The following is a 19,558-nucleotide window of genomic DNA, read 5'->3' as shown; positions in this document are numbered from 1 at the left end:
CGCGCGGACGAGCGACGCCACGATCGGGTGTGAACGAGGCGAGGCGGCGGGTGAGACGAGCGGCCGATAGCCGGGGGGTTAAGGCTCACGCGGCAGAACGACCGGGAGTGAACAGACGGACGCTTCTCGCGGTCGCCCTCTGCGCCCTCTGCGCGCTCGCGGGCTGTGGCGCGGTCGGGTCGCCGCCGGCGACGGGCGGGACGGACGCGACGCGGAGCACCGGAGTGACTGGCGCGGGCGCGAACGACACGGCGCTCGCACCGCAAGGCGAGACGCTGAACGCGACGGTCGTCGACGTCGCGGACGGCGACACGGTGGACGTCCGACTGGCGAACGGGACAACGGAGACCGTCCGACTCGTCGGCGTCGACACCCCGGAGGTGTGGGTGCGGAACACGCCGGCGGAGTTCCGGGGAATGGCGAACACGTCCGCGACCCGCGACTGCCTGCGGTCGTGGGGACACCGCGCGAGCGACTACACGAAGCGCCTCGACGGCGCGCGGGTGACGCTCGCGTTCGACCCGAACACCGACCGCCGTGGCTACTACGGCCGCCTGCTCGCGTACGTCTACGCGAACGGGACGAACCAGAACTACGCGCTCGTCGAGCGCGGCCTCGCGCGCGTCTACACGGCGAGCGACTTCTCGCGGAAGGCGACGTTCCTCGACGCGGCCGACACCGCCTACGACGCGCGCTCGGGCCTCTGGCAGTGCGGGGCTGACGGGGCTGACGGCGGAGCTACCGACGACGGAACGGAGGACCGCACGTCGACCGACACCGCAGGCGACGCGAGTCCCCTCGCCGTCGCGTCCGTCCACGCCGACGCGGCGGGCCCGGACGGCGACAACCTGAACGACGAGTACGTCGTGCTGCGGAACGGGGGGGACGCCGGAATCGACCTCGGCGGCGCGACGGTCGCGGATGAGGCGGGCCACACCTACACGTTCCCGACAGGCGCGACGCTCGACGCCGGTGCGTCGCTCACGCTCCACACCGGGAGCGGCGACGATACGGCGGAGGAGTACTACTGGGGGAGCGAGCGGCCGATCTGGAACAACGGCGGCGATACGGTCATCGTCCGGTCGGCGAACGACACCCTACTCGCGCGCCACACGTACGCGTAGGCCGCCCCCACACACCACTGCTGCAAGTGTTTCGCGACGCAGGAGGGGCCGATGGACGGTGGCCCACACACACCACCGCTGCAAGTGTTCCGGTGCGAAGCGGCGGGAGTGGGGGCGGCCGGTCGAGCAGGTGACCCCCACACACCACTACTGCAAGTGTTCTGCCGAACGAGGGCAGGGGTGGCGGACGACTACCGCCGTGCACCCGTGGGCAACAGGCGGGGACAATGGGGAACCACCGCGTCGCCGACGCGGACGCGCGACACCCCCACACACCACCGCTGCAAGTGTTTCACCCCGACGGCACGGGTAGGAGCGGGCGCACAGCGCCACACCGGCCCACGCGCACAACAGACGCAACAGGTGCAACAGACGCAACACTCGCATCGGTGGGTTTTAACCGAAGGGGGCGACTACCCGGTGTCCATGACGGTCTTCGAGCGGACGCACGCCATCTTCGCCGACGAGGACGTGCTCCGCGATGACTACCAACCGGAGCGCATCGAGGAGCGCGACGAGGAACTCGAGGAGTACAAGGCGTACTTCCAACCCGTCATCAACGGTAAACAACCCCGCAACATCTTCCTCTACGGGAAGACCGGCGTCGGGAAGACCGTGGCCACGAAGTACCTCCTCTCGCACCTCGAACGCGACGCCGAACGCTACGACGACCTCGACATCACGACGGTCTACCTCAACTGCGAGCACCTCACCTCCTCCTACCGCGTCGCCGTGAACCTCGTGAACGAGCTCCGCGAGGACGGCGAGGAGATTTCGACGACGGGCTATCCGCGCGACGCCGTCTACGACATGCTGTGGGAGGAATTGGAGACGGTTGGCGGCACCATCCTCGTCGTCCTCGACGAGATCGACTACATCGGCGACGACGATAGCCTCCTCTACCAGATCCCGCGTGCCCGCTCGAACGAGAACCTCCACGACGCCAAAGTCGGCATCATCGGCATCTCGAACGACTTCAAGTTCCGCGAGCAACTCGACCCGCGCGTCGAGGACACGCTCTGCGAGCGCGAGATCCACTTCCCGCCCTACGACGGGAACGAACTCCGGAACATCCTCGAGAAGCGCTCCGACCTCGCCTTCCGCGACGGCGTGCTCTCCGAGGACGTCGTCCCGCTCTGCTCGGCGCTCGCCGCCCAGGACCGGGGAAGCGCCCGGCAAGCCCTCGATCTCCTCTTCGAGGCAGGTGACCTCGCGCGGCGTCGCGACGACCGGCGCGTCACCGAGGAGCACGTACGAGACGCGCGCTCGCGCCTCGAGAAGCGCCAGATAGAAGAATCGATGAAGGACCTGACGAGCCACGACCACCTCACCCTCTACACGATCACCTACCTGACGGTGTTCGGTGAGGAGATGCCGGTGCGCCGTCAGACGATCTACGACCGCTACGAGGAGGTCGCCGAAGCGACCGGCCACGACCCGCTCGCGATGCGGAGCCTCCACGCCCACCTCTCCGACCTCGTGATGCTCGGCATCCTGAAGCGCCACGAACGAAACGAGGGGCGTAGCGGCGGCGCGTACTACGAATACGAGCTCGGTGTCGCGGTCGACGCCGTCGTGACGACGCTCGACGGCCTCGCGATAACGCAGAACCTCAAGACCGACCACCTCCGCGCGGCCGCCGAGCGACAGGGCCTCCTCGATCCGACCGACCCGACCTGAACACGCGCCCGCCCCGAGACGGACAACCGACACGACGACGGAGACATCGAGACCACCCGAACTATCTTCTCGACCCGCGTTCGACACGGAGAAACGGACCCGGGTCCGTGACAATCGGCCGGAGGACGCAAGACGAACTCGGAGTGCGCCGTAACGAATCTAGCATATGAATCAATCTTTGTGTACCGGTGATAAATGCTACTACTAGCACTACTAGTACTAGCTAGCAACTAGCTAGAGAAGAGACAGGGGAACGAACGGAATCCAAGCAGTGATCGGTGTCCACCGTAATACGCCTCTTCAGCGCCCCGTCGGCCGCTCCGCGGTCGGCATCGAGGTCCGCGCTCGACGTCACCACCGATTTCCGTGGCCCCCTCCTCGTCGCGGAACACTTGCAGCGGTGGTGTCCCCCTCCCCCGGACTCGTGCCGACGAGCTAGTCGGTGGCCCCGTCGCGCTTCCGGCCACCCCGGCCGACGGTCGGGCTCGCACCCCCGGTCATCCCCATCCCTCACCCACCCCATCCCCTCCCCCACCGGCACACCGCGAAACACTTGCAGCGGTGGTGTGTGGGGCCACCGCCCGCTCGTCCCACCAGACAGAATGGATGGAACACTTGCAACGGTGGGGTGTGGGTGCTGGTCACGTCTCGCCCCTCGCCGCAACGGATCTGTCCGACCACGTCGACGGCGGGTGCATCAGCGGCTTCCACGAGAACGCACCGGTCGTTGCGAGACGCGTCGCCCGCCACTGAGCAGAGCTGACTCCCTACTGTTGCAACCGTTTCGAAGAAACAGCCGGGAATGACGGAGGCGCCGCTAACAGAGACGGTGAAACGGAGAAGAGCCGGTGGAGGGATTTGAACCCTCGACCTATTCCTTACGAAGGAATCGCTCTGCCAGCTGAGCTACACCGGCGCGCACTATGCCTGCCTCCACGACGTCAGGCACCGTGTGTGCACTACCTCGTAGCCGCATGGGAGAAATAAGGCTTGCGAATCGGATCGCATCGGCGGGACGGACCCCGCTCCCGGTCGCGCGCTCAGGCTCGCCGTAGCCGGACGTCGAGACAGACGTTGTACTCGTGGGGCGCGTAGGAGCGGACGGTGTGGCGCGTCTCGACGGACACCTCGTACTCGGGCTCGGCGGCGGCGCGAATCGCGGCCTCGCCGGGCGCGTAGCGGTCGTCCTCGTGCTGGATGTCGTAGTAGTGGAGGACGCACTCCTCGCCGGCGAGCGCGACGGCGGTGTCGAGGAACTCGTCGGCGGTGTGCGGGAGGTTCATGACGAGGCGGTCGGCCCACCCGTCGTACGTCTCGACCGCTTCTCGACCTCCGTCGGCCCGCTCCCCGCCTGCCGTGCTCGAGACGAGGTCACGGACGTCGCCCGCGTAGGCGGTGATCCGGTCGGCGACGCCGTTGCGTGCGGCGTTCTCGCGGAGGTAGTCGATGGCGGTCTCGTTGATGTCGGTGGCGACGACCTCCGCGCCGGCCTTCGCCATCGGTATCGCGTAGGGGCCCACGCCGGCGAACATATCGAAGGCGTGCTCGCCCTCGCCCACCTGCTGGACGACGCGGTGGCGTTCGGTCGCGAGCCGCGGCGAGAAGTAGACGTCGGCGATGTCGAGCGCGAACTCACAACCGTACTCGCGGTGGACGGTCGCCGTCGGCGAGCGCGATGCCGGCTCGTCGCCCTCGAACGCGAGGACGTCCCAGTCGCGCACGCGGGTCTCGCCCTTCACTTTCGAGGCGCGGTCGACGACGCTCCGGGCGCGGACGTCCGATTCGACGACGGCGTCCGCGATGCGGGCGGCGCGCGCCGGGTCGTCCTCGTCGAGGATGACGACGTCGCCGAGGCGTTCGTAGGACGGCTCGAAGCCCAGCAGGTCGGCGGGCGTCGTCTGCGTCTCGCGCTCGGGGACGTCGTGCTCGACGACTGCGAGGTCGTCCGGGACGGCCTCACGGTCGCTCACCGGGATATAGAGGCTGCCGTCCGCGACGGCGATATCGAGCGTCTCGTCGACGAGGTCGGCGTCCGCGAGGCGCTTGCGGGTCCGCTCGCCCGCGTCGGTCGGGACGCGGACGCAGGGCGCGTGCATGCGAACGAAAAGGGCGCGGACGGCCTTACCGCTGGCGTTCGCGCGCGAGCGCAACGAAACCCGTATCCGCGCCGCCGACCCAGTGACGCGTATGCTCACGTTCGTCGGCCTCGGCCTCTACGACGAGTCCTCGGTGACCGTCGAGGGGCGCGACGCCATCGCCGCCGCGGACCGGGCGTTCGCGGAGTTCTACACGAGCCATCTCGTCGGCGCGGACGTCTCGGACCTCGAAGCCTACCACGACACCGATATCGAGGTCCGCGACCGCGCGGGCGTCGAACAGCACCCCGAGCGGATCCTCGACGCCGCCGAAGCCGGTGACGCCGTCTTCCTCACCGCCGGCGACACCATGATCTCGACGACGCACGTCGACCTCCGACTCCGCGCGCACGAGCGCGGCATCGAGACGCGCGTGATCCACGCGCCGACGGCCGAGTCCGCGGCCTCGTCGCTCACGGGACTCCAGAACTACCGCTTCGGGAAGGCGACGACGCTCCCCTTCGAGTGGGCGCACGGCGCGGACGTCGTTCCCGACTCGGTCATCGCGACGCTCGAGGACAACCGCGAACGCGGACTCCACACGCTCTGTTACCTCGACATCAAGGTCGGACGCGGGCCCGAGGGCGAGGACCCCGACTTCGAGGAGTACATGAGCGCGGACTACGCGGCGGGCCTGCTCGCGGAGGCGTGGGACCCGGACGCGCTCGGCGTCGTCGTCGCGCGCGCCGGCAGCCCCGACCCCGTGGTGCGCGCCGACCGCCTCGACCGCCTCGCCGACGAGTCGTTCGGTGCCCCCCTCCACATGCTCGTCGTCCCGGGCGACCTCCACCACGTCGAGGCCGACGCCCTCGCCGGTCTCGCCGGCGCTCCCGACGACCTCCTCCCCGAGTAATTCGACACACTGTCACACGCTACCGTATTTAGCGGGGTTCGCGGGGCCCGGAAATGCCGCCAGTCGCAACAGGTTGATTACGACGCGGGGCTATCCAGTAGTCGATGCGGACGCTCCACGCCCTGCAGCGCGAGATGCTCGTCCTTGTCGCCGACTACGGCGACCCGTGCGGGCAGGACATCAAACGGGAACTGGAGGAGTATCACGACGCCACGATTCGCAGCGAGCAACTCTACCACCACCTCGACTCGCTCTGCGAACGCGGCTTCGTCGAGAAACACCACGCGGACGGCCGAACGAACGCCTACGTCATGACCGACGCCGGTCGCGAGTGGCTCGAGCGCCAGACGAACTGGGTTCGCTCACACATCGAGCCGTAGGCGCAGGCACGCCGGCAGTCCCCATCGGCCCGCCGAGTGACCACCGACCGCAGAGCGCGGTACTCACGGGTCGCGGTTGCTCCCCGTTCGCTGTTCGGCGGGTCCCGCCCCGCTCGCCCCGCCTACTCCCCCACGCGGTTCTCGACGTCGGCGGTGACGACCTCGATCTCGTGGCCGTCCGGGTCCTTCGTGAACGCGTAGTTCCAGTCGCAGGACTCGGGATCGCGGTAGTCCTCGGACTCGCGCTCCATCAGGGACTTCCAGCCCTCCTCGAGGTCGCCGACGCGCGCGGCGAGGTGGCCCCACGCGTCGCCGAGTTCGTACTCGCGGCCGTCGTAGTTGTAGGTGAGTTCGACGGTCATGGCGTCCTCGTGGTCGCCCTGCGGGGCCATGAAGTAGTTCGCGAACGTGTCGGACTCCCAGCGGCCCGCGGGCTCGTACTCCCACTTGCGCGCCCAGTAGCCGATGGCTTCGTCCGCGTCCTCGACGCGGATCATCGTGTGGTCGAGGCTCCACTTCGCACCGTGGTCGCGCTCGACGATCTCGATCTCGTGGCCGTCCGGGTCCTTCACGAACGCGTAGCCGGGGTTCTCCTCGGGCGGTCGGTAGTCCTCGACGCCCTCGTCCATCAGCTCCGCGTACGCCTCCTCGACGTCCTCGACGCGCACCGCGATGTGTCCCCACGCGTCGCCCATCTCGTACTCGGAGACGCCGTGGTTGTACGTGAGTTCGAGGAGCGCGCCGTCCGCGCTCATGTCCTCGGGGCCGAGCTTCACGTTCGTGAACGTGTCGGCCTCCCAGCGCGAATACTCGACGTAGTCGAGGTGCGTCCGATACCAGTCCAGCGATTCCTCGAGGTCGCCGACGCGGATCATCACGTGGTCGAGCACGTGGTCGCTCTCGCTCATGGGCGAGTGGTGTACCGCGCGGGAGGTAAGCGTACCGGAGGCGGCCGATTAAGTGGACTCCGGCCGGACGAAGATGAGCCGCCGGAGGGCGTCGCGGTAGAGCGCGAGCGCGGCGGTCCACAGGAGGAGCGTTCCGAGCGGAAGGACGGCGAGACGGGCGTTGTGGACGACGAGTCCGGTCGCGTGCAGGCCCGCGCTCGCGCCGGCCATCGCCAGCAGGCCCGCAGTCACGCGCCGGTCCTCGCGTCCGACGAGCGCGAGCGCGGCGCTCGCGAGCGCACACCCGTAGAGGAACGCCGCCGTCGGCCACGCCTGGAGCCAATAGGCGTTCAGGACGGCTTGCGAGACGTACGTCGGGAGGGGCGTGAAGTGCGGCCCGAGCGGCCCCGCGACGTCGCCGATGCCGTACGCGAAGTAGGCGCCGTAGCCGTTCGCGCCCGTGCCGCTCGACCACTGGATCACCGTCCACGGCGGTAACCCGACGGCGACGAGGACGAGGAGACGTCGGAGTGGGCGGCGCGTGGACATATCGAAGAGAGTGCGGCGCGTCGAGTGAGGGTCTTTCGGTCTCCGCGAACGGAACGGGGTGGTCGAGCGGGAAACGCGGCGCTCGGGGGAGGGAGAACGGAGGACGCGGTGTCAGCGCCGCACGATGAGGCGGAGGACGTCCTCGTCCTCGAGGACGTGGTCGCGCCCGACCTGCTGGTCGTCGTGCTTCGCGGACGGGCCGGAGACGCGTGCGAAACGGAAGCGGTCGTCCATGTCGCCGCCGAGTCGGTCGAGCGCGTCGTCCACCGTCTCGCCGCGACGCAACACGAGCGGCTCGTCGTAGTCGACGCCGCGACCCGGTTTGTCCATGTAGACTCGGATGAGGTCGAGTTCGCTCCACAGCCGGTCTTTCAGCGCGTCGAGGCCGCGCTCCTCGTGCGCGCTGATGAACACCGCCTCGTCGGGGTCGATGTCTCGCTCGCGGAGCTCGCTCTTGACGGTCTCCGCGTAGGAGGGCTCGATGAGGTCGACCTTGTTCACGACCGTCAGGGAGGGGAGGTAGACGCGGTTGGCCATCACGCCGTCGACGAGCTCGTCCACGTCCGGGTTCCCGCGGATGGTGACGTCCGCGTTCACGTAGCCCTGCGAGCGCAACACCTCCCGGACGGTGTCGTTGTCGAGTTCGAGGTCGCCCGAGGTGTTCACGTCGATGCCGCCCTTGATCTTCTTCGAGATGCGGACGTGCGGTGGCTCGGTGTCGAGGCGGATCTTGTTGTCGTAGAGTTCGTCGTAGAGCCGGTCGTACTGGTCGATTTCGAAGGCTGAGAGGACGAAGACGACGAGGTCCGCGGACCGGATGACGGAGAGGACTTCGCGCCCGCCGCCGCGCCCGCCCGCCGCGCCCTCGATGAGCCCGGGGACGTCGAGGATCTGGATGTCCGCGCCGCGATACTTCAGCATCCCGGGGTTGACGTCGAGCGTCGTGAACTCGTACGCGCCGACCTCGCTGCCGGCGTTCGTGAGCGCGTTCACGAGCGTGGACTTGCCGACGGAGGGGAAGCCGACGAGCGCGACGGTGGCGTCGCCGTGCTGTTTGACGGAGTAGCCGCCGCCACCGCCCGAGCCGGACTGTTGCTGCTCGAGCTTCTCCTTCTTCTCGGAGAGCTTCGCCTTCAGCCGGCCGATATGGGCCTCCGTCGACTTGTTGTACGGAGTGTCGGCGATCTCCTCTTCGAGTTCCTCGATCTCCTCCTCCAGTCCCATTACCCGGAACTGGGCCGTCTCGCCGGAAAGCACTTTCGTCCGGTCCCCCGCGTGCAGTCGCGAACTTCGACACGTTCATAGCCGCCCTCGCGAGAGTAGCCGACATGTCGGATCCGTCGACGTACCGCGACAGCACGGAGATCGTCCTCCCGGCCGGTGCGCTCGACGGCGTCGAGGCCGAACTCACCGAGCGGTTCACCGTCACGGTCTTCGAGCGCGACGACGTCGTCCGCGTCATCGGGAGCCCGGTCGAGATCCAGGAGGCCAGCGCCTTCCTCGCTCGACAGGGCATCACGCTCCCGTGATCCACACGCGTTTCTGCTAACCCACGTCGCGGCAGCACCGCGAACCGTGCGCAACCACGCTCCCGATTCGAACCGTTTAAATCCGCCGCGAAACTTCGTTCACGCATGGCTGATACCATCGAAGTACTCGTCCCCGGCGGGCAGGCCAACCCCGGCCCGCCCCTCGGCCCCGAGCTCGGCCCCACGCCCGTCGACGTGCAGGCGGTCGTCGAAGAGATCAACGACCAGACGGCGGCCTTCGACGGCACCGAAGTCCCCGTCACCATCGAGTACGAGGAGGACGGCTCCTTCAGCATCGAGGTCGGCGTTCCGCCGACGGCGGAGCTCATCAAGGACGAAGCCGGCTTCGAGACCGGGAGCGGCGAGCCCCAGGAGAACTTCGTCGCGGACCTCTCCATCGAGCAGCTGAAGTCCATCGCCGAGCAGAAGAAGCCCGACCTGCTCGCGTACGACACGAAGAACGCCGCGAAGGAAGTCGCCGGCACCTGCGTCACGCTCGGTGTCACCATCGAGGGCGAGGACGCCCGCGGCTTCAAGGCCCGCGTCGACGACGGCGAGTTCGACGACGTTCTCGCGGAAGCGTAAGCGACGCGAAGGCCGGCGAATCTGCGATTCGCCGGCGTTCTCGCCGAGACCTGACGAGGCGAGAGCCAGCGGGGCCCCGTCCCGCCCACGTTCTCATTGAGGCGTGTTTCTCACGTCTCGACCGTTCTCCCGAAGAGTGCGTCGCTCGGTCACCGGTTCCGTGTCTCCGCTCTCGGTCCCCGTGTCACAACACCCCCCACCGTTGCAAGTGTTTCCGGGTGGGCGCTAACGCATCCGGCGTCAGTCGCGGGGCGCGAAGTAACGCTCCCAGTGACGCGTACAGCCGGGGTTGAACGCGTGGCCGCACGCGGGGCAGGCGTCGTCACAGGCCGCGTACTCGTGGACGGTGAGCGTGTCGCCGCACGCCCCGCAGAGCACGCCGGGGTCGTCGAACGACTCGCGCGCGAGCACGGTGTGCCCGTGGTCGGCGACCGCGTCGTGGCAGGCGTGACACGGGTAGTAGGTGTCACAGCACGCCGCGCGGATGGCGACGACGTCCCACGCCTCGCCGTAGTGCGCACAGCGCGTCGCCGCGTCGACGTCGACGCCGCGGACGGTGACGCCGCAGACGGTTCGTTCCATCGCTCAGTAGTCGGGGCGCTCGGCGTAGTCGATGGGGTCGCGCGCGCCGGCGTTCCGGAACGCCTCGAGGCGGAAGGCGCAGGCGTCGCACGTGCCACACGCGGGCTCCTCGTCGCGGTAGCAGCTCCACGTGAGCTCGTAGGGGACGTCGAGTTCGAGGCCGCGCTCGGCGATGTCGGTCTTCGACCACTCGGTGAACGGCGCTTCGATGCCGATGTCGGTGTCGTCCTTGGTGCCGACGTCGACGACCTGCTGGAAGGCGTCGAAGAATTCCGGCCGGCAGTCCGGATAGCCCGAGAAGTCCTCGGAATGCGCGCCGATGAAGACGGCCTCGCAGTCCTGGGCTTCGGCGTAGGAGACGGCCATCGCGAGGAGGTTCGCGTTTCGGAAGGGGACGTAGGAGACGGGGACGTCCTCGCTGTCGAGGTCGGCCTCGGGGACGTCGATGTCGTCGTCGGTGAGCGCGGAGCCACCGATGGCGGCGAGGTGGTCGGGGTTGAGGTGGAGGAAGTCGGCGGCGTCGAAGTGCTCGGCCTGCGCGGTCGCACACTCGTACTCCTTGGCCTCGGTGCGCTGGCCGTAGCTCGTGTGGAGGAGGCAGACCTCGTAGCCGCGCTCCTTCGCGACGGCGATGGCGGTCGCGGAATCCATCCCGCCGGACGCGAGGACGACCGCCTTCTTGGCGGCCGCGTCGCCCGCGCCGTCGTCGCTCGCGCTCATCGCCTGCCCTCCGCTGCGACGGCGTCGCGGAAGCGCTGGCGCTCGGCGTCGTCGAACGCGCCGACGCTCGCGCGCGACGTCGTCGTGGTGTGGGCTTCGACGCCGCGCATCGCCTCGCACATGTGCGTCGCGGAGAGTTCGACGAGGACGGCGTCCGCGCCGACCTCCTCGTGTAGCCCCTCGGCGACGTCGCGCGTCAGCTGCTCTTGGATGGTGAGGCGCCGCGACGCCCACTTGACGTAGCGGACGAGCTTCGAGAGGCCGACGACCTCGCCGTCCGGCCGGTAGGCGACGTGCGCGGTGCCGTGGAAGGGGAGGAGGTGGTGCTCGCAGAGCGAGTAGAACGGGATCCCGGTCTTCACGACGAGGTCGTCGCCCTCGGCCTCGAAGGTGCGCATCGTCGGCTTCTCGGCCTCGCGGTAGCCCTCGGTGAGCTCCTCGTAGGCGGCGGGGACGCGGCGCTCCCACGTGTCGACGAGGCCGTCGCGCTCGGGGTCTTCGCCGACCGCGTCGAGGATGAGGCGCGTCGCGTGACTCAACTGGTCGCGGTCCACGGGGTGCTCGGCGTGCGATTCGGCGTCGGTGGTGGATGTCGGTGTTCCGTCGGTCATCGTCTCAGGTCCCGGGGGCGTCGTTCCAGAGGTCGACGTGGAGGCGCGGCGTGTAGCGGTAGCCGTACTCCATCGCGAGCTCGGCGACGGCGTTCCGGGTTTCGTCTAGTTGGTCTCGTGTTTGGCCCTCGGGCATGAGAAGCACGTCGATATCGTCCGCGTTCGCGTCGGCGGCGTCCGCGACGCGTGCGACGAGGTCCTCGACGTCCTCGACGTCCGATTCGTCCGTGACGACGAACTTGAACTGGCAGTCGTAGGCGTCGAGGAGGTCGGCGAGCGTCTCGACGTCGACGCGGCGCTCCTCGTGGCGCTCCGTCCAGACGCCGGGGTCGACGTCCTCGGGGGCGTTCTCCGCAGTGGGCGTGCTGGAGGCGAGTTTCGGGCTGACGCTCGCGAGGTCGATGGGCGCGTCCCGGTAGATGGTGCCGTTCGTCTCGACGGTCGTGTGGTAGCCCAACTCGTCGAGGCGTTCGAGCAACTCGACGGCGCGCTCGTGGACCAGCGGCTCGCCGCCGGTGAGGACGACGTGCTCGCCGGGGCGCTCCTCGACGGCGGCGACGATCTCCGAGAGACCCATCCAGTCGCCGGTGGGCTCCCACGAGGTGTGATAGGAGTCGCAGAACCAACACCGGAGGTTACAGCCGGCGGTGCGAACGAACGTCGAGGGGACGCCGGCGAGCGTCCCCTCGCCTTGGAGGGAGTGGAAGAGCTCGTTGACCGGGAGGCTCTCGGCGGGTGCGTCGGCGGGTGAGCTGTCTCCCGCCGCGTCGTTCACCGGCACGGCGTCGCCCCTCCGGTGGCGTCGAGTTCGCTCGTCTCGCGGACGGAGACGGCCACCTCGCTGACGGTGTCGGGGAGCGCGTCGGCGAGTTCGGCCTCGAGGGTCGCCGCCATCACTTCCGCCGTCGGCGGGCGTTCGAGGACGACGAGCGCGTCGCCGTCGCCGCTCGCTTCGAAGGCCTCGATCAGCGGGTCGCCCGCCTCGACGAGGAAGCGGTGGTCCCAGCGCTCGACGACGTCCGTCACGTCGCCCTTGTCCGCCACCCAGCCCTCGTCGGTGAGTTCGCCGCGGAGGGTGATGGTGAGCTCGTAGTTGTGCCCGTGTGGGCGCGCGCACTTCCCGTCGTGGTGGAGGAGGCGGTGACCGGCGCTGATCCGGATGGGTCGCTCGGCGCCGACGCGGAGGGTTCGCTCGCCCGCGAACGCCTCGGAGTGTTCGTCAGTCCGCACTCGGTGCATACCCCACGGTTCTCTCGGTATTACTTGAACCTGCGGATACGGGGCGGACTGCGGTGGCGTGTCACGTGCCCACCGGGCACGCCGCGTCGCGCCCGGTCGCCCGCGACGCCACAGGCGTCTCAGTCCTCCACGTAGAGCGAGTAGAGGATGATCGCGAAGCCGACGGCGGTGAACGAGCCCTCGGCGACGAGCGCGAGCATCGTGCCGACGTGGAGGAGGGTGTCGACGATGCCGGCGACGAGCGCGCCGACGGTGACGACGCCGAAGCCGACGGCGAGCAGCCGGATGGAGCGCGCTCCCGTACGGACGGACGCCTCGTAGGCGAAGTAGGTGATAGCGCCGCCGAGCAGCAGCGTCACTGTCTTCAGGAGCGTGACGAGCGTCGTGAGGCCGAGTCCGGTCGGGGTCACGTCTCGCGTTGCACCTCCGACCAGATGTCCGCGAGACGCTCGGACGGCCCGCGCGGCGGGCGGTCGATCTCCACGGTCAGCTCGCGCCCGTCGTCGAAGGCGACCTCGATGGCGTCGAAGTCCGCCCGATAGCGCGAGCGATGCCGGCCGTCCGGGCGGACCTCCGTCTCCTCCGCGACGAGCGTCGCCTCCGTCAGCGACTCGAGTTTCCGGTAGGTGGTCGAGAGCGGTACGTCACACGCCTCCGAGAGTTCGTTCGCCGTCATTGGTTCGTCCAGAGCGCGCAGGAACGCCCGACAGTCCGCATCATCGAGCGCGTCGAGGACGCGCGAGAGGTCGGGGTCGTCGTCTGGTGCGCTCATTCTGGGCCCGTATGGGTCGCTACGTGCCCGTTCGCGCTCGCCCCTTAGGTATCGACCGGTTCGTCGCGTCGCCGCGACTGCGGCTGCGCGACGGGCGGTGCGACGCGGCCGCGCGGTCACGTGAGGCAGGTCACGCCCGTGAACTCGAAGCGGGCGCCGCCGGTGTCGCTCTCCGTGACGGTGACGTCCCAGCCGTGCGCGTCCGCGATCTCCGCGACGATCGAGAGCCCGAGCCCCGTCCCGTCCGCCGCGCTCGTGTGGCCGGTCTCGAAGACGCGCTCGCGCTCCGAGTCGGGGATGCCCGGGCCGTCGTCCGCGACGTAGAAGCCGTCCTCGAGGTCGCCGACCGTGACCGTGACGGTGCCGGCGCCGTCCTCGGCCGCGTCCGCCGGCGCGAGCGACGCGCCGGTCGTGCCGTGTTCGACTGCGTTGCGGAAGAGGTTCCCGAAGAGCTGGCCGAGCCGGCTCTCGTCCGCCCGGATGGTGGCCGTGCTCTCGACGCGGAGCGTCGCGCCCGCCGTCCCGATCGTCTCCCAACTCCGCCGCGCGGCATCACTGACCGCCACCGGCTCGGTCTCGTCGATCGTCCGCCCCTGCTTGGCGAGCATGAGGAGGTTCTCGATCAGCTCCCGCATGCGGCCGTGCGCCGCCCGTATCGTGTCGACGCGCTCGTTGTCGACCTCGGCGTCGAGGAGGTCGAGGTGGCCGGCGGCGACGTTCAGGGGGTTCCGGAGGTCGTGGCTGACGACGTCCGCGAACCGCTCGAGCTCGGCGGTCTGGCGCTCGAGTTCCTCCTGCGCTCGCTTCCGGTCGGTGATGTCGAGGTAGGTCGCGATCACCTCGTCGCCGGCCTCGCCGGTGACCGTGGACGCCTCGAGGAGGAAGGTGCGGCGCTCGCCCGCCGCGTTCCGCCGCGTCACCTCGCGCCGCACTCGCTCACCGTCGGCCGCCTGCGCGGTGATCTCGCGCGCTTCCTCGGCGTCGTCGTCGTCGACGATGCGGTCGTCGAGTCGCAGCCTGCCGAGTTCGCGCTCGGTGTAGCCGAAGGTCTCGCGGAACGCCCGGTTCATCTGCTTTATCATCGGCTCGTCCGGGTCGGCGTCCGTGAGGACGAGCGGGACGGGGACGGCGTCGAGGACGGTCTCCAAGCGGTCGCGCTGGCGCTCGAGGCGCTTCCGGTACTCCCGCAGGTCGGTGACGTCCTCGTTGACGGCGACGAACCGGACGACGTCGCCGTCGTCGTCGGTGACCGGGGAAATCGTCTGTCTGGCGACGTAGCGCTCGCCGTCCTTTCGCTCGTTGACGATCTCGCCCTCCCAGACCTCGCCCGAGAGGATGGTGTCCCAGAGGCGCTCGTAGAACCGGTCGTCGTGCACGCCCGACTGGAGGATGTTCGCGTTGTTCCCGACCGCTTCGTCGGCGGCGTAGCCCGTCTGCTTCTCGAACGCGTCGTTGACGTACTCGATCCGGCCGGTCGTGTCCGTCCAGTAGATCGAGTGGCCGCTGCACTCGACGGCCTCCCGAAACGCCCGAGCGGTGGCGTTCTCCGACTCCGCAACACCCCTCTCGGAATTCATTGTCCGTAGTAGACGAGGCAGCGTGTTAAGTTGGGTGGGACGACCCCACTCGGTGACACGTTGTGGTGGCTTTCCGGCGGACGGGTCGGCTTGAGGGCCGTATGGGCGCCCCTAAGAGGGGTCTACGTCACGACGAGTGCTGACAGAAGAACTGGGTGAGGCGGTCGGTGGGCCGACTCCTCCGGACCCACGGCACGGGCGTGCTCTCCCTGACGACCGGCCGCGGTGCCTCACAGGCGCTCGTTCCACTCGGGCGTCGAGAACTTCGCGTCCGCGAGTTCGAGTGCGGCCTCGCGCTCGTCCTCGCTCAGCTCGCCGCGCCCGCCGCCGAAGCGCGCGACGTACGCGTCCACGACCGCGTCGATGACGTCCTCGCGCGAGGCGTCGAGGTGGTCGGTCATGACGGCGACGCGTTTCTCCGCCGAGCGCACGGCCTTATCGGAGACCTTCTCCGCGCCGATGCGGAGCACGCGGAGCATCTCGCGGGTGTCGAGGTCGTAGCTCATCGTCGCGTGGTGGAGGACGGCGTCCCCCGAGCGCAGCTGGGCGGAGCCACCGATCTTCCCGTCGGCGTGCTCGATGTCGTTCAGCGGCTCGTGACGGACGTCGAGGCCGAGTCCGCGAAGCGCCTCGATGGCGCTCCGATCGAGGTCCGCGTAACTCGCCTCGACGTCGTCGGGCACCCACGACGCTGGGAGGTAGAGCGAGTAGGTGACGACGTCGCCGGGTGCGACGTACATCGACCCGCCGCCGGTGACGCGGCGCACGGGCACGATGCCGTGCTCGCGGGCGTACTCGGCCTCGACCTCGTCGTCGAAGGACTGGAAGCGGCCGAACGGGACGGCGGGCGTGTCGCGACGCCACACGCGGAGGGTCGGTGGCGTCTCGCCGGCCTGCAGGCGGTTCGTCAACACCTCGTCGAGCGCGTGATGGACCGGCTCCGAGAGCGCCTCGGGGTCGACGACGCGGAGGCCGTCGTGGTCGTCGCTCATTCCATCGCCTCCCGGACGGCGGTGGCGACGTCGTCCGCGTCGAAGCCGACGAGCGTGGCGTCGACGGCGCCGACGGCCGTCGCGAACTCCTCGTGTGAGGCGTCGCGTGGCAGGCCCTCGACGGCGCGCTCGAGCGCCGTCAGGGCCTCCGGCGGTTCGAGGAAGAAGTCGCCGCGAATCTCGACCGATTGGACGTGCGCCTCGTAGGTGACCGCCGCGCGGACGAGTTTCCCACCCGGGACCTTCACCGAGGACTCCCCGTGCATACGCGTGGGATACGCAACCGGCGGGTAAAGAGCGCTCGGGTGCCCGAGCCCGGTCTCGCAGCCACAGCCTTGAAATGTTTCGCCCGGGAACCTTCCATCGATATGCCCACCGCTGAAGTCGACCTCCCGAGCGATATTGAAGTCGAGATCGACCGCCTCGTCGACGAGGGTGAGTTCCTCAATCGGAAGGAAGCGGTCGAAGAACTCCTCTCAACGGGACTGAACGTCTACGACATCACCGCCGGCGAGGAGGAGGAAGAGCGCTTCGAGGAGGAGATGCGTGAGACGAGCGAGCGCTCGCTCGGCGACGAGTACGAGTTCTAAGGAGGTCGGTTCTTCGGCCGGTCGGAACGGTCGCGCAGCGACCGCGTTCGCGGGTCGGGTGTCGAACGCGGTGGGCGCGGCGTCGTGATCGGGTGGCGCGCCCCGCCGCGCGTCAGTCGCGGCGGCGCAGGACGAGGACGCCGGCGGCGAGCGCGACGCTCACGGCGGCGAGCCCGAAGCCGAGCAAGCCGCCGGACGTCGTCTCCGTGGCTGCCGTGGCGCTCGTGGCCGTCGTGGTCGACGTCACGGTCTGTGTCTCCGTCGGCGTGGCGGTCGTGGTCGGCGTGGTGGTCGTCGTGGACTGTCCGTCGTCGCCGCTCCCACCGTCCGTCGCGCCGGTAGTATCGCTCGTGTCACCGACGCTGTTACTGGTGTCGTCGGTGTCGCTCCCGCCGCTCGTGTCGCTATCGTCGTCGCTCGAGGACGCGGCGATGTCGAAGGCCGCAGTGACGGGCGCGTCCGTGCTCTGGACGTTCACGCCGATCGCGGCGTGATAGGTGCTCTCAGTCGCGGGGTTCTCGGCGTCGTGGTACTCGACGACGACGACGTCACCCTGCGAGAGGGTGTAGCTCCCGCCGAAGCCGAACGTGAGCGTGTGGCCGTCGTTCGACACGTCGACCTCCGAGAGATCGTCGGAGACGTTCGTCTCGACGGTCCCGTCACCGTCGGTGCTGATGCCGACGCGGACGACATCGCTCGCACCGACCGCGGAGACGTCGGTCGCCGTTTCGATCGCCGCGTAATCGACCTCGATGCTGTTCAGCGAGTCGGAGGCGTCGTTCGGCGCGACTTCGACGGTCGCGGTGTGCGTGCTCGTCGCGTCAGGCGTGTCCGGGTCCACGGCGAGTGAGGCGTTCACGGCCTCGGTGTCCGTGGTGACGGTGAGCGTCGCGTCGGTGCCGTTCGCCCAGTCCCCGTTCAGCGCGCTCGGAATCGCGTACGACCCGTCGCCGGGGTTCGTGACGTTCTCGTAGGTGAGGACGACGCGCTCGTCGGAGGCGACGGTGTGGTTCCCCTCGAACGTCGCGTTCACGACGCCGTCGGTGACGCCGAAGTCGGTGACGTTCAGCGCCGGGTCACCGGACTCGTTCGTCAGGTCGCCGTCCGTGTCGATGAAGGCGTCGCTGACGGTGGCGTTCGCGGGCACGTCGGCGATTCCGCTCGCGGTGTAGTTCGCGGCGAGGCTCGTGACGGTCGCGCCGTACTGGCTCGTTCCGGGCCGGAACGCGAGCGTGTGTGTCGTGTTCGCGTGCTCGCTCGCGTTCGCCGCCGTCACCGTCGCGCTCGCGGGCCCGGTCGTGACCTCGAAGTCGGCCGCGATGTCCGCGTCGTCGCTCTGCGTGTTGATGCCGACGGCCGCCGTGTACGTGCCGTTATCCCCGGGGTTTCTGACGTCGCTGTAGTTCGCGACGACGACGTCGCCCTGATCGAGGGTGTAGCTCCCGCCGAAGCCGAGGAGGAGCGTGTGACCGTCGTTCGAGATGCTGACCGAGGAGAGGTCGTCCGTGACGTTCGTCTCGATGGTCCCGTCACCGTCGGTGCTGATGCCGACGGCGTGCACGTCGCTCAGTCCGACCGCGGAGACGTCGGTCGCGCCCGTGTCCTCGGCGTAGTCGACGCGGAACTCGTTCAGCGAATCGGAGGCGTCGTCCGACCCGACCTCACCGGTCGCGACGTGTGTACTCTGCGCGCCCGCGTACGGCGGGTACGGTGTGACGGAGGCGTCGCTCGTCTCCGAGCTCACGACGACGTCGAGCGTGACGTTCGTCGCGTTCTCCCAGTCGCCGTTCGCGGTGACGCGCTCCGTGTACGTGCCCGCGGCGTCCGGGTTCCCGACCGGGTCGTAGGAGACGACGATCGGTTCGCTCGCGTTCAGCGTGTAGCTCCCGTCGAACGCGACGGTGAGGTTCTGGTTCGCCGCCGTGACGCCGGTGACGTTCAGCCCGGACTCGGCGCTGTCGTTCTGACCGTCCGCGTCCGCGTCGACGAACGCGGTGACGTTTTCGGGCGGCAGGTCGTACAGCGTCGCGTTCATACCGTAGTCGACCGTGACGTTCTGGAGCGTCCGGTTGTCCTGTGCGCTCCCGGGCGCGTAGGAGAGCGTGTGCGTCGCGTTCGCGCCGTCCCAGTCCGGCGTCGCGGTGAGCGACGTCGTCGCGGCCGCCTGCGTGATGTTCAGTCTGTCGGTCGCGGGCGACCCGGAGGACTGCGAGTTCAGGTCGACCTTGACCGAGTACGTGCCCATCGAGTCGGGGTTCTCGACGTCGCTGTAGACGACGTGGAAGGTGTCGCCGGCCCTCACGTCGTAACTCCCGCCGAAGGTGAACGCCACCGTGTTGCCGTTGTCGCTGTGCTTGACGGCTTGGAGGTCGTCCGTGACGTTCGTCCGGTCACCGTTCCGGACGACGTAGGCGGCCTCGACGTCGGCCCCGGTGACGTTGCCGGCGTCCGCCGACGAGTCGGGGTACTGAACTTGGATCGAATTCAGCGAACTCCCGGCTTCGTTCGAGTCCGGGGAGACAGAGACGTTGTGCGTGGCCGTGGCGGTCGCGTTCGCCGGCGTCGCCTCGATAGTGGCGGTATCGGCGGCGACGGCGGTGCCGACGAAACCGACGCCGACCGATGCGACCAGCGAGAGGACGACGATGGCGTTCAACGCGACTGCTCGGGATGCTCGTGTCATCGGTGGGGGGAGTGGTGACGGACGCGTGGGCGCCCGCGCTCACTAAAACGTGTCGCCGCCTCAACGGGTA

The 19,558-nt window shown here is 69.0% G+C and carries 22 protein-coding genes and 1 tRNA gene; 7 read left to right on the top strand and 16 right to left on the bottom strand.

The window, feature by feature from the left end; genetic code table 11:
• The first annotated feature begins 107 nt into the window (after window positions 1-107).
• Entirely contained in the window at window positions 108-1,124 is a 1,017-nt protein-coding gene (locus IEY12_RS00330) for a lamin tail domain-containing protein (RefSeq protein ID WP_188876435.1), read from the top strand.
• Window positions 1,125-1,550: 426 nt separating this feature from the next.
• A complete protein-coding gene (locus tag IEY12_RS00325) occupies window positions 1,551-2,804 on the top strand; it encodes an orc1/cdc6 family replication initiation protein (RefSeq protein ID WP_188876432.1) in 1,254 nt (417 codons plus the stop codon).
• 843 nt (window positions 2,805-3,647) lie between these two features.
• On the opposite strand, the gene IEY12_RS00320 is transcribed toward IEY12_RS00325, so the two are convergent.
• Both IEY12_RS00320 and IEY12_RS00315 read right to left on the bottom strand, forming a co-directional pair.
• A tRNA-Thr gene (locus IEY12_RS00320) sits at window positions 3,648-3,720 on the bottom strand.
• 124 nt (window positions 3,721-3,844) lie between these two features.
• Complete coding sequence (locus IEY12_RS00315) at window positions 3,845-4,900, bottom strand: class I SAM-dependent methyltransferase (RefSeq protein ID WP_188876430.1); 1,056 nt, start codon at window positions 4,898-4,900, stop codon at window positions 3,845-3,847.
• Window positions 4,901-4,991: 91 nt separating this feature from the next.
• Here IEY12_RS00315 and dph5 point away from each other — a divergent pair, with 91 nt between their 5' ends.
• Together dph5 and IEY12_RS00305 are read left to right on the top strand one after the other, a co-directional pair.
• On the top strand, window positions 4,992-5,792 hold the full coding sequence (gene dph5, locus IEY12_RS00310; RefSeq protein WP_188876428.1) for a diphthine synthase: 801 nt from the start codon (window positions 4,992-4,994) through the stop codon (window positions 5,790-5,792).
• Between the two features lie 104 nt (window positions 5,793-5,896).
• On the top strand, window positions 5,897-6,172 hold the full coding sequence (locus tag IEY12_RS00305) for a PadR family transcriptional regulator (protein ID WP_188876427.1): 276 nt from the start codon (window positions 5,897-5,899) through the stop codon (window positions 6,170-6,172).
• A 122-nt stretch (window positions 6,173-6,294) separates the two neighbouring features.
• Here the strand turns inward: IEY12_RS00305 and IEY12_RS00300 are convergent, their stop codons facing one another.
• The 3 genes from IEY12_RS00300 to IEY12_RS00290 all read right to left on the bottom strand — a co-directional run bounded on the left by IEY12_RS00300 (window position 6,295) and on the right by IEY12_RS00290 (window position 8,832).
• Window positions 6,295-7,080, bottom strand: coding sequence for a VOC family protein (locus tag IEY12_RS00300; RefSeq protein ID WP_188876425.1), 786 nt, complete (start codon window positions 7,078-7,080; stop codon window positions 6,295-6,297).
• Window positions 7,081-7,128: 48 nt separating this feature from the next.
• On the bottom strand, window positions 7,129-7,608 hold the full coding sequence (locus IEY12_RS00295) for a DUF8050 family protein (RefSeq protein WP_188876423.1): 480 nt from the start codon (window positions 7,606-7,608) through the stop codon (window positions 7,129-7,131).
• A 111-nt stretch (window positions 7,609-7,719) separates the two neighbouring features.
• Window positions 7,720-8,832, bottom strand: coding sequence for an OBG GTPase family GTP-binding protein (locus tag IEY12_RS00290; RefSeq protein ID WP_188876421.1), 1,113 nt, complete (start codon window positions 8,830-8,832; stop codon window positions 7,720-7,722).
• A gap of 104 nt (window positions 8,833-8,936) precedes the next feature.
• Between IEY12_RS00290 and IEY12_RS00285 the strand changes: the two genes are divergently transcribed.
• Together IEY12_RS00285 and IEY12_RS00280 are read left to right on the top strand one after the other, a co-directional pair.
• Window positions 8,937-9,137: a VNG_1110C family protein gene (locus IEY12_RS00285; protein ID WP_123076622.1), complete on the top strand. Its 201-nt coding sequence runs from the start codon at window positions 8,937-8,939 to the stop codon at window positions 9,135-9,137.
• Window positions 9,138-9,242: 105 nt separating this feature from the next.
• A complete protein-coding gene (locus IEY12_RS00280) occupies window positions 9,243-9,722 on the top strand; it encodes a 50S ribosomal protein L11 (protein ID WP_123076624.1) in 480 nt (159 codons plus the stop codon).
• A gap of 240 nt (window positions 9,723-9,962) precedes the next feature.
• Here the strand turns inward: IEY12_RS00280 and IEY12_RS00275 are convergent, their stop codons facing one another.
• From IEY12_RS00275 to lplB, 10 genes are all read right to left on the bottom strand, one after another.
• Entirely contained in the window at window positions 9,963-10,304 is a 342-nt protein-coding gene (locus IEY12_RS00275; protein WP_188876419.1) for a CHY zinc finger protein, read from the bottom strand.
• Window positions 10,305-10,307: 3 nt separating this feature from the next.
• Entirely contained in the window at window positions 10,308-11,024 is a 717-nt protein-coding gene (gene queC, locus IEY12_RS00270) for a 7-cyano-7-deazaguanine synthase QueC (RefSeq protein WP_188876417.1), read from the bottom strand.
• On the bottom strand, window positions 11,021-11,635 hold the full coding sequence (gene folE, locus IEY12_RS00265) for a GTP cyclohydrolase I (RefSeq protein ID WP_188876415.1): 615 nt from the start codon (window positions 11,633-11,635) through the stop codon (window positions 11,021-11,023). Before folE ends, queC begins: the two co-directional genes overlap by 4 nt.
• Before the next feature lie 4 nt (window positions 11,636-11,639).
• The gene (locus IEY12_RS00260; RefSeq protein WP_188876413.1) at window positions 11,640-12,416 is read right to left on the bottom strand and encodes a 7-carboxy-7-deazaguanine synthase QueE; all 777 of its coding nucleotides are present in this window, start codon (window positions 12,414-12,416) and stop codon (window positions 11,640-11,642) included.
• On the bottom strand, window positions 12,407-12,874 hold the full coding sequence (locus IEY12_RS00255) for a 6-pyruvoyl trahydropterin synthase family protein (RefSeq protein WP_188876411.1): 468 nt from the start codon (window positions 12,872-12,874) through the stop codon (window positions 12,407-12,409). The genes IEY12_RS00260 and IEY12_RS00255 overlap by 10 nt, the downstream gene beginning before the upstream one ends.
• 119 nt (window positions 12,875-12,993) lie before the next feature.
• A complete protein-coding gene (locus IEY12_RS00250; RefSeq protein WP_188876409.1) occupies window positions 12,994-13,284 on the bottom strand; it encodes a DUF7521 family protein in 291 nt (96 codons plus the stop codon).
• On the bottom strand, window positions 13,281-13,646 hold the full coding sequence (locus IEY12_RS00245) for a winged helix-turn-helix domain-containing protein (protein WP_188876407.1): 366 nt from the start codon (window positions 13,644-13,646) through the stop codon (window positions 13,281-13,283). Before IEY12_RS00245 ends, IEY12_RS00250 begins: the two co-directional genes overlap by 4 nt.
• Window positions 13,647-13,762: 116 nt before the next feature.
• Window positions 13,763-15,223 (bottom strand): PAS domain-containing sensor histidine kinase, encoded by a 1,461-nt coding sequence (locus IEY12_RS00240; RefSeq protein ID WP_188876405.1) that lies wholly within the window; start codon window positions 15,221-15,223, stop codon window positions 13,763-13,765.
• A 230-nt stretch (window positions 15,224-15,453) separates the two neighbouring features.
• Window positions 15,454-16,215 carry a lipoate--protein ligase family protein gene (locus IEY12_RS00235; protein WP_229870795.1) on the bottom strand — a complete coding sequence of 254 codons (762 nt, stop codon included), beginning with the start codon at window positions 16,213-16,215 and terminating at the stop codon, window positions 15,454-15,456.
• The gene (gene lplB, locus IEY12_RS15680) at window positions 16,212-16,481 is read right to left on the bottom strand and encodes a lipoate-protein ligase small subunit (RefSeq protein ID WP_229870792.1); all 270 of its coding nucleotides are present in this window, start codon (window positions 16,479-16,481) and stop codon (window positions 16,212-16,214) included. Before lplB ends, IEY12_RS00235 begins: the two co-directional genes overlap by 4 nt.
• A 102-nt stretch (window positions 16,482-16,583) precedes the next feature.
• On the opposite strand from lplB, the gene IEY12_RS00230 reads away from it, so the two are divergent.
• A complete protein-coding gene (locus tag IEY12_RS00230) occupies window positions 16,584-16,805 on the top strand; it encodes a DUF7120 family protein (protein ID WP_188876403.1) in 222 nt (73 codons plus the stop codon).
• Between the two features lie 112 nt (window positions 16,806-16,917).
• On the opposite strand, the gene IEY12_RS00225 is transcribed toward IEY12_RS00230, so the two are convergent.
• A complete protein-coding gene (locus IEY12_RS00225) occupies window positions 16,918-19,488 on the bottom strand; it encodes a beta strand repeat-containing protein (RefSeq protein WP_188876401.1) in 2,571 nt (856 codons plus the stop codon).
• Window positions 19,489-19,558: the final 70 nt, after the last annotated feature.

Source organism: Halarchaeum grantii, from assembly GCF_014647455.2.
In the GTDB taxonomy this organism is placed as follows: domain Archaea; phylum Halobacteriota; class Halobacteria; order Halobacteriales; family Halobacteriaceae; genus Halarchaeum; species Halarchaeum grantii.
Note: the sequence above shows the minus strand (reverse complement) of the source record. Positions and strands in the feature narration are given on the sequence as shown.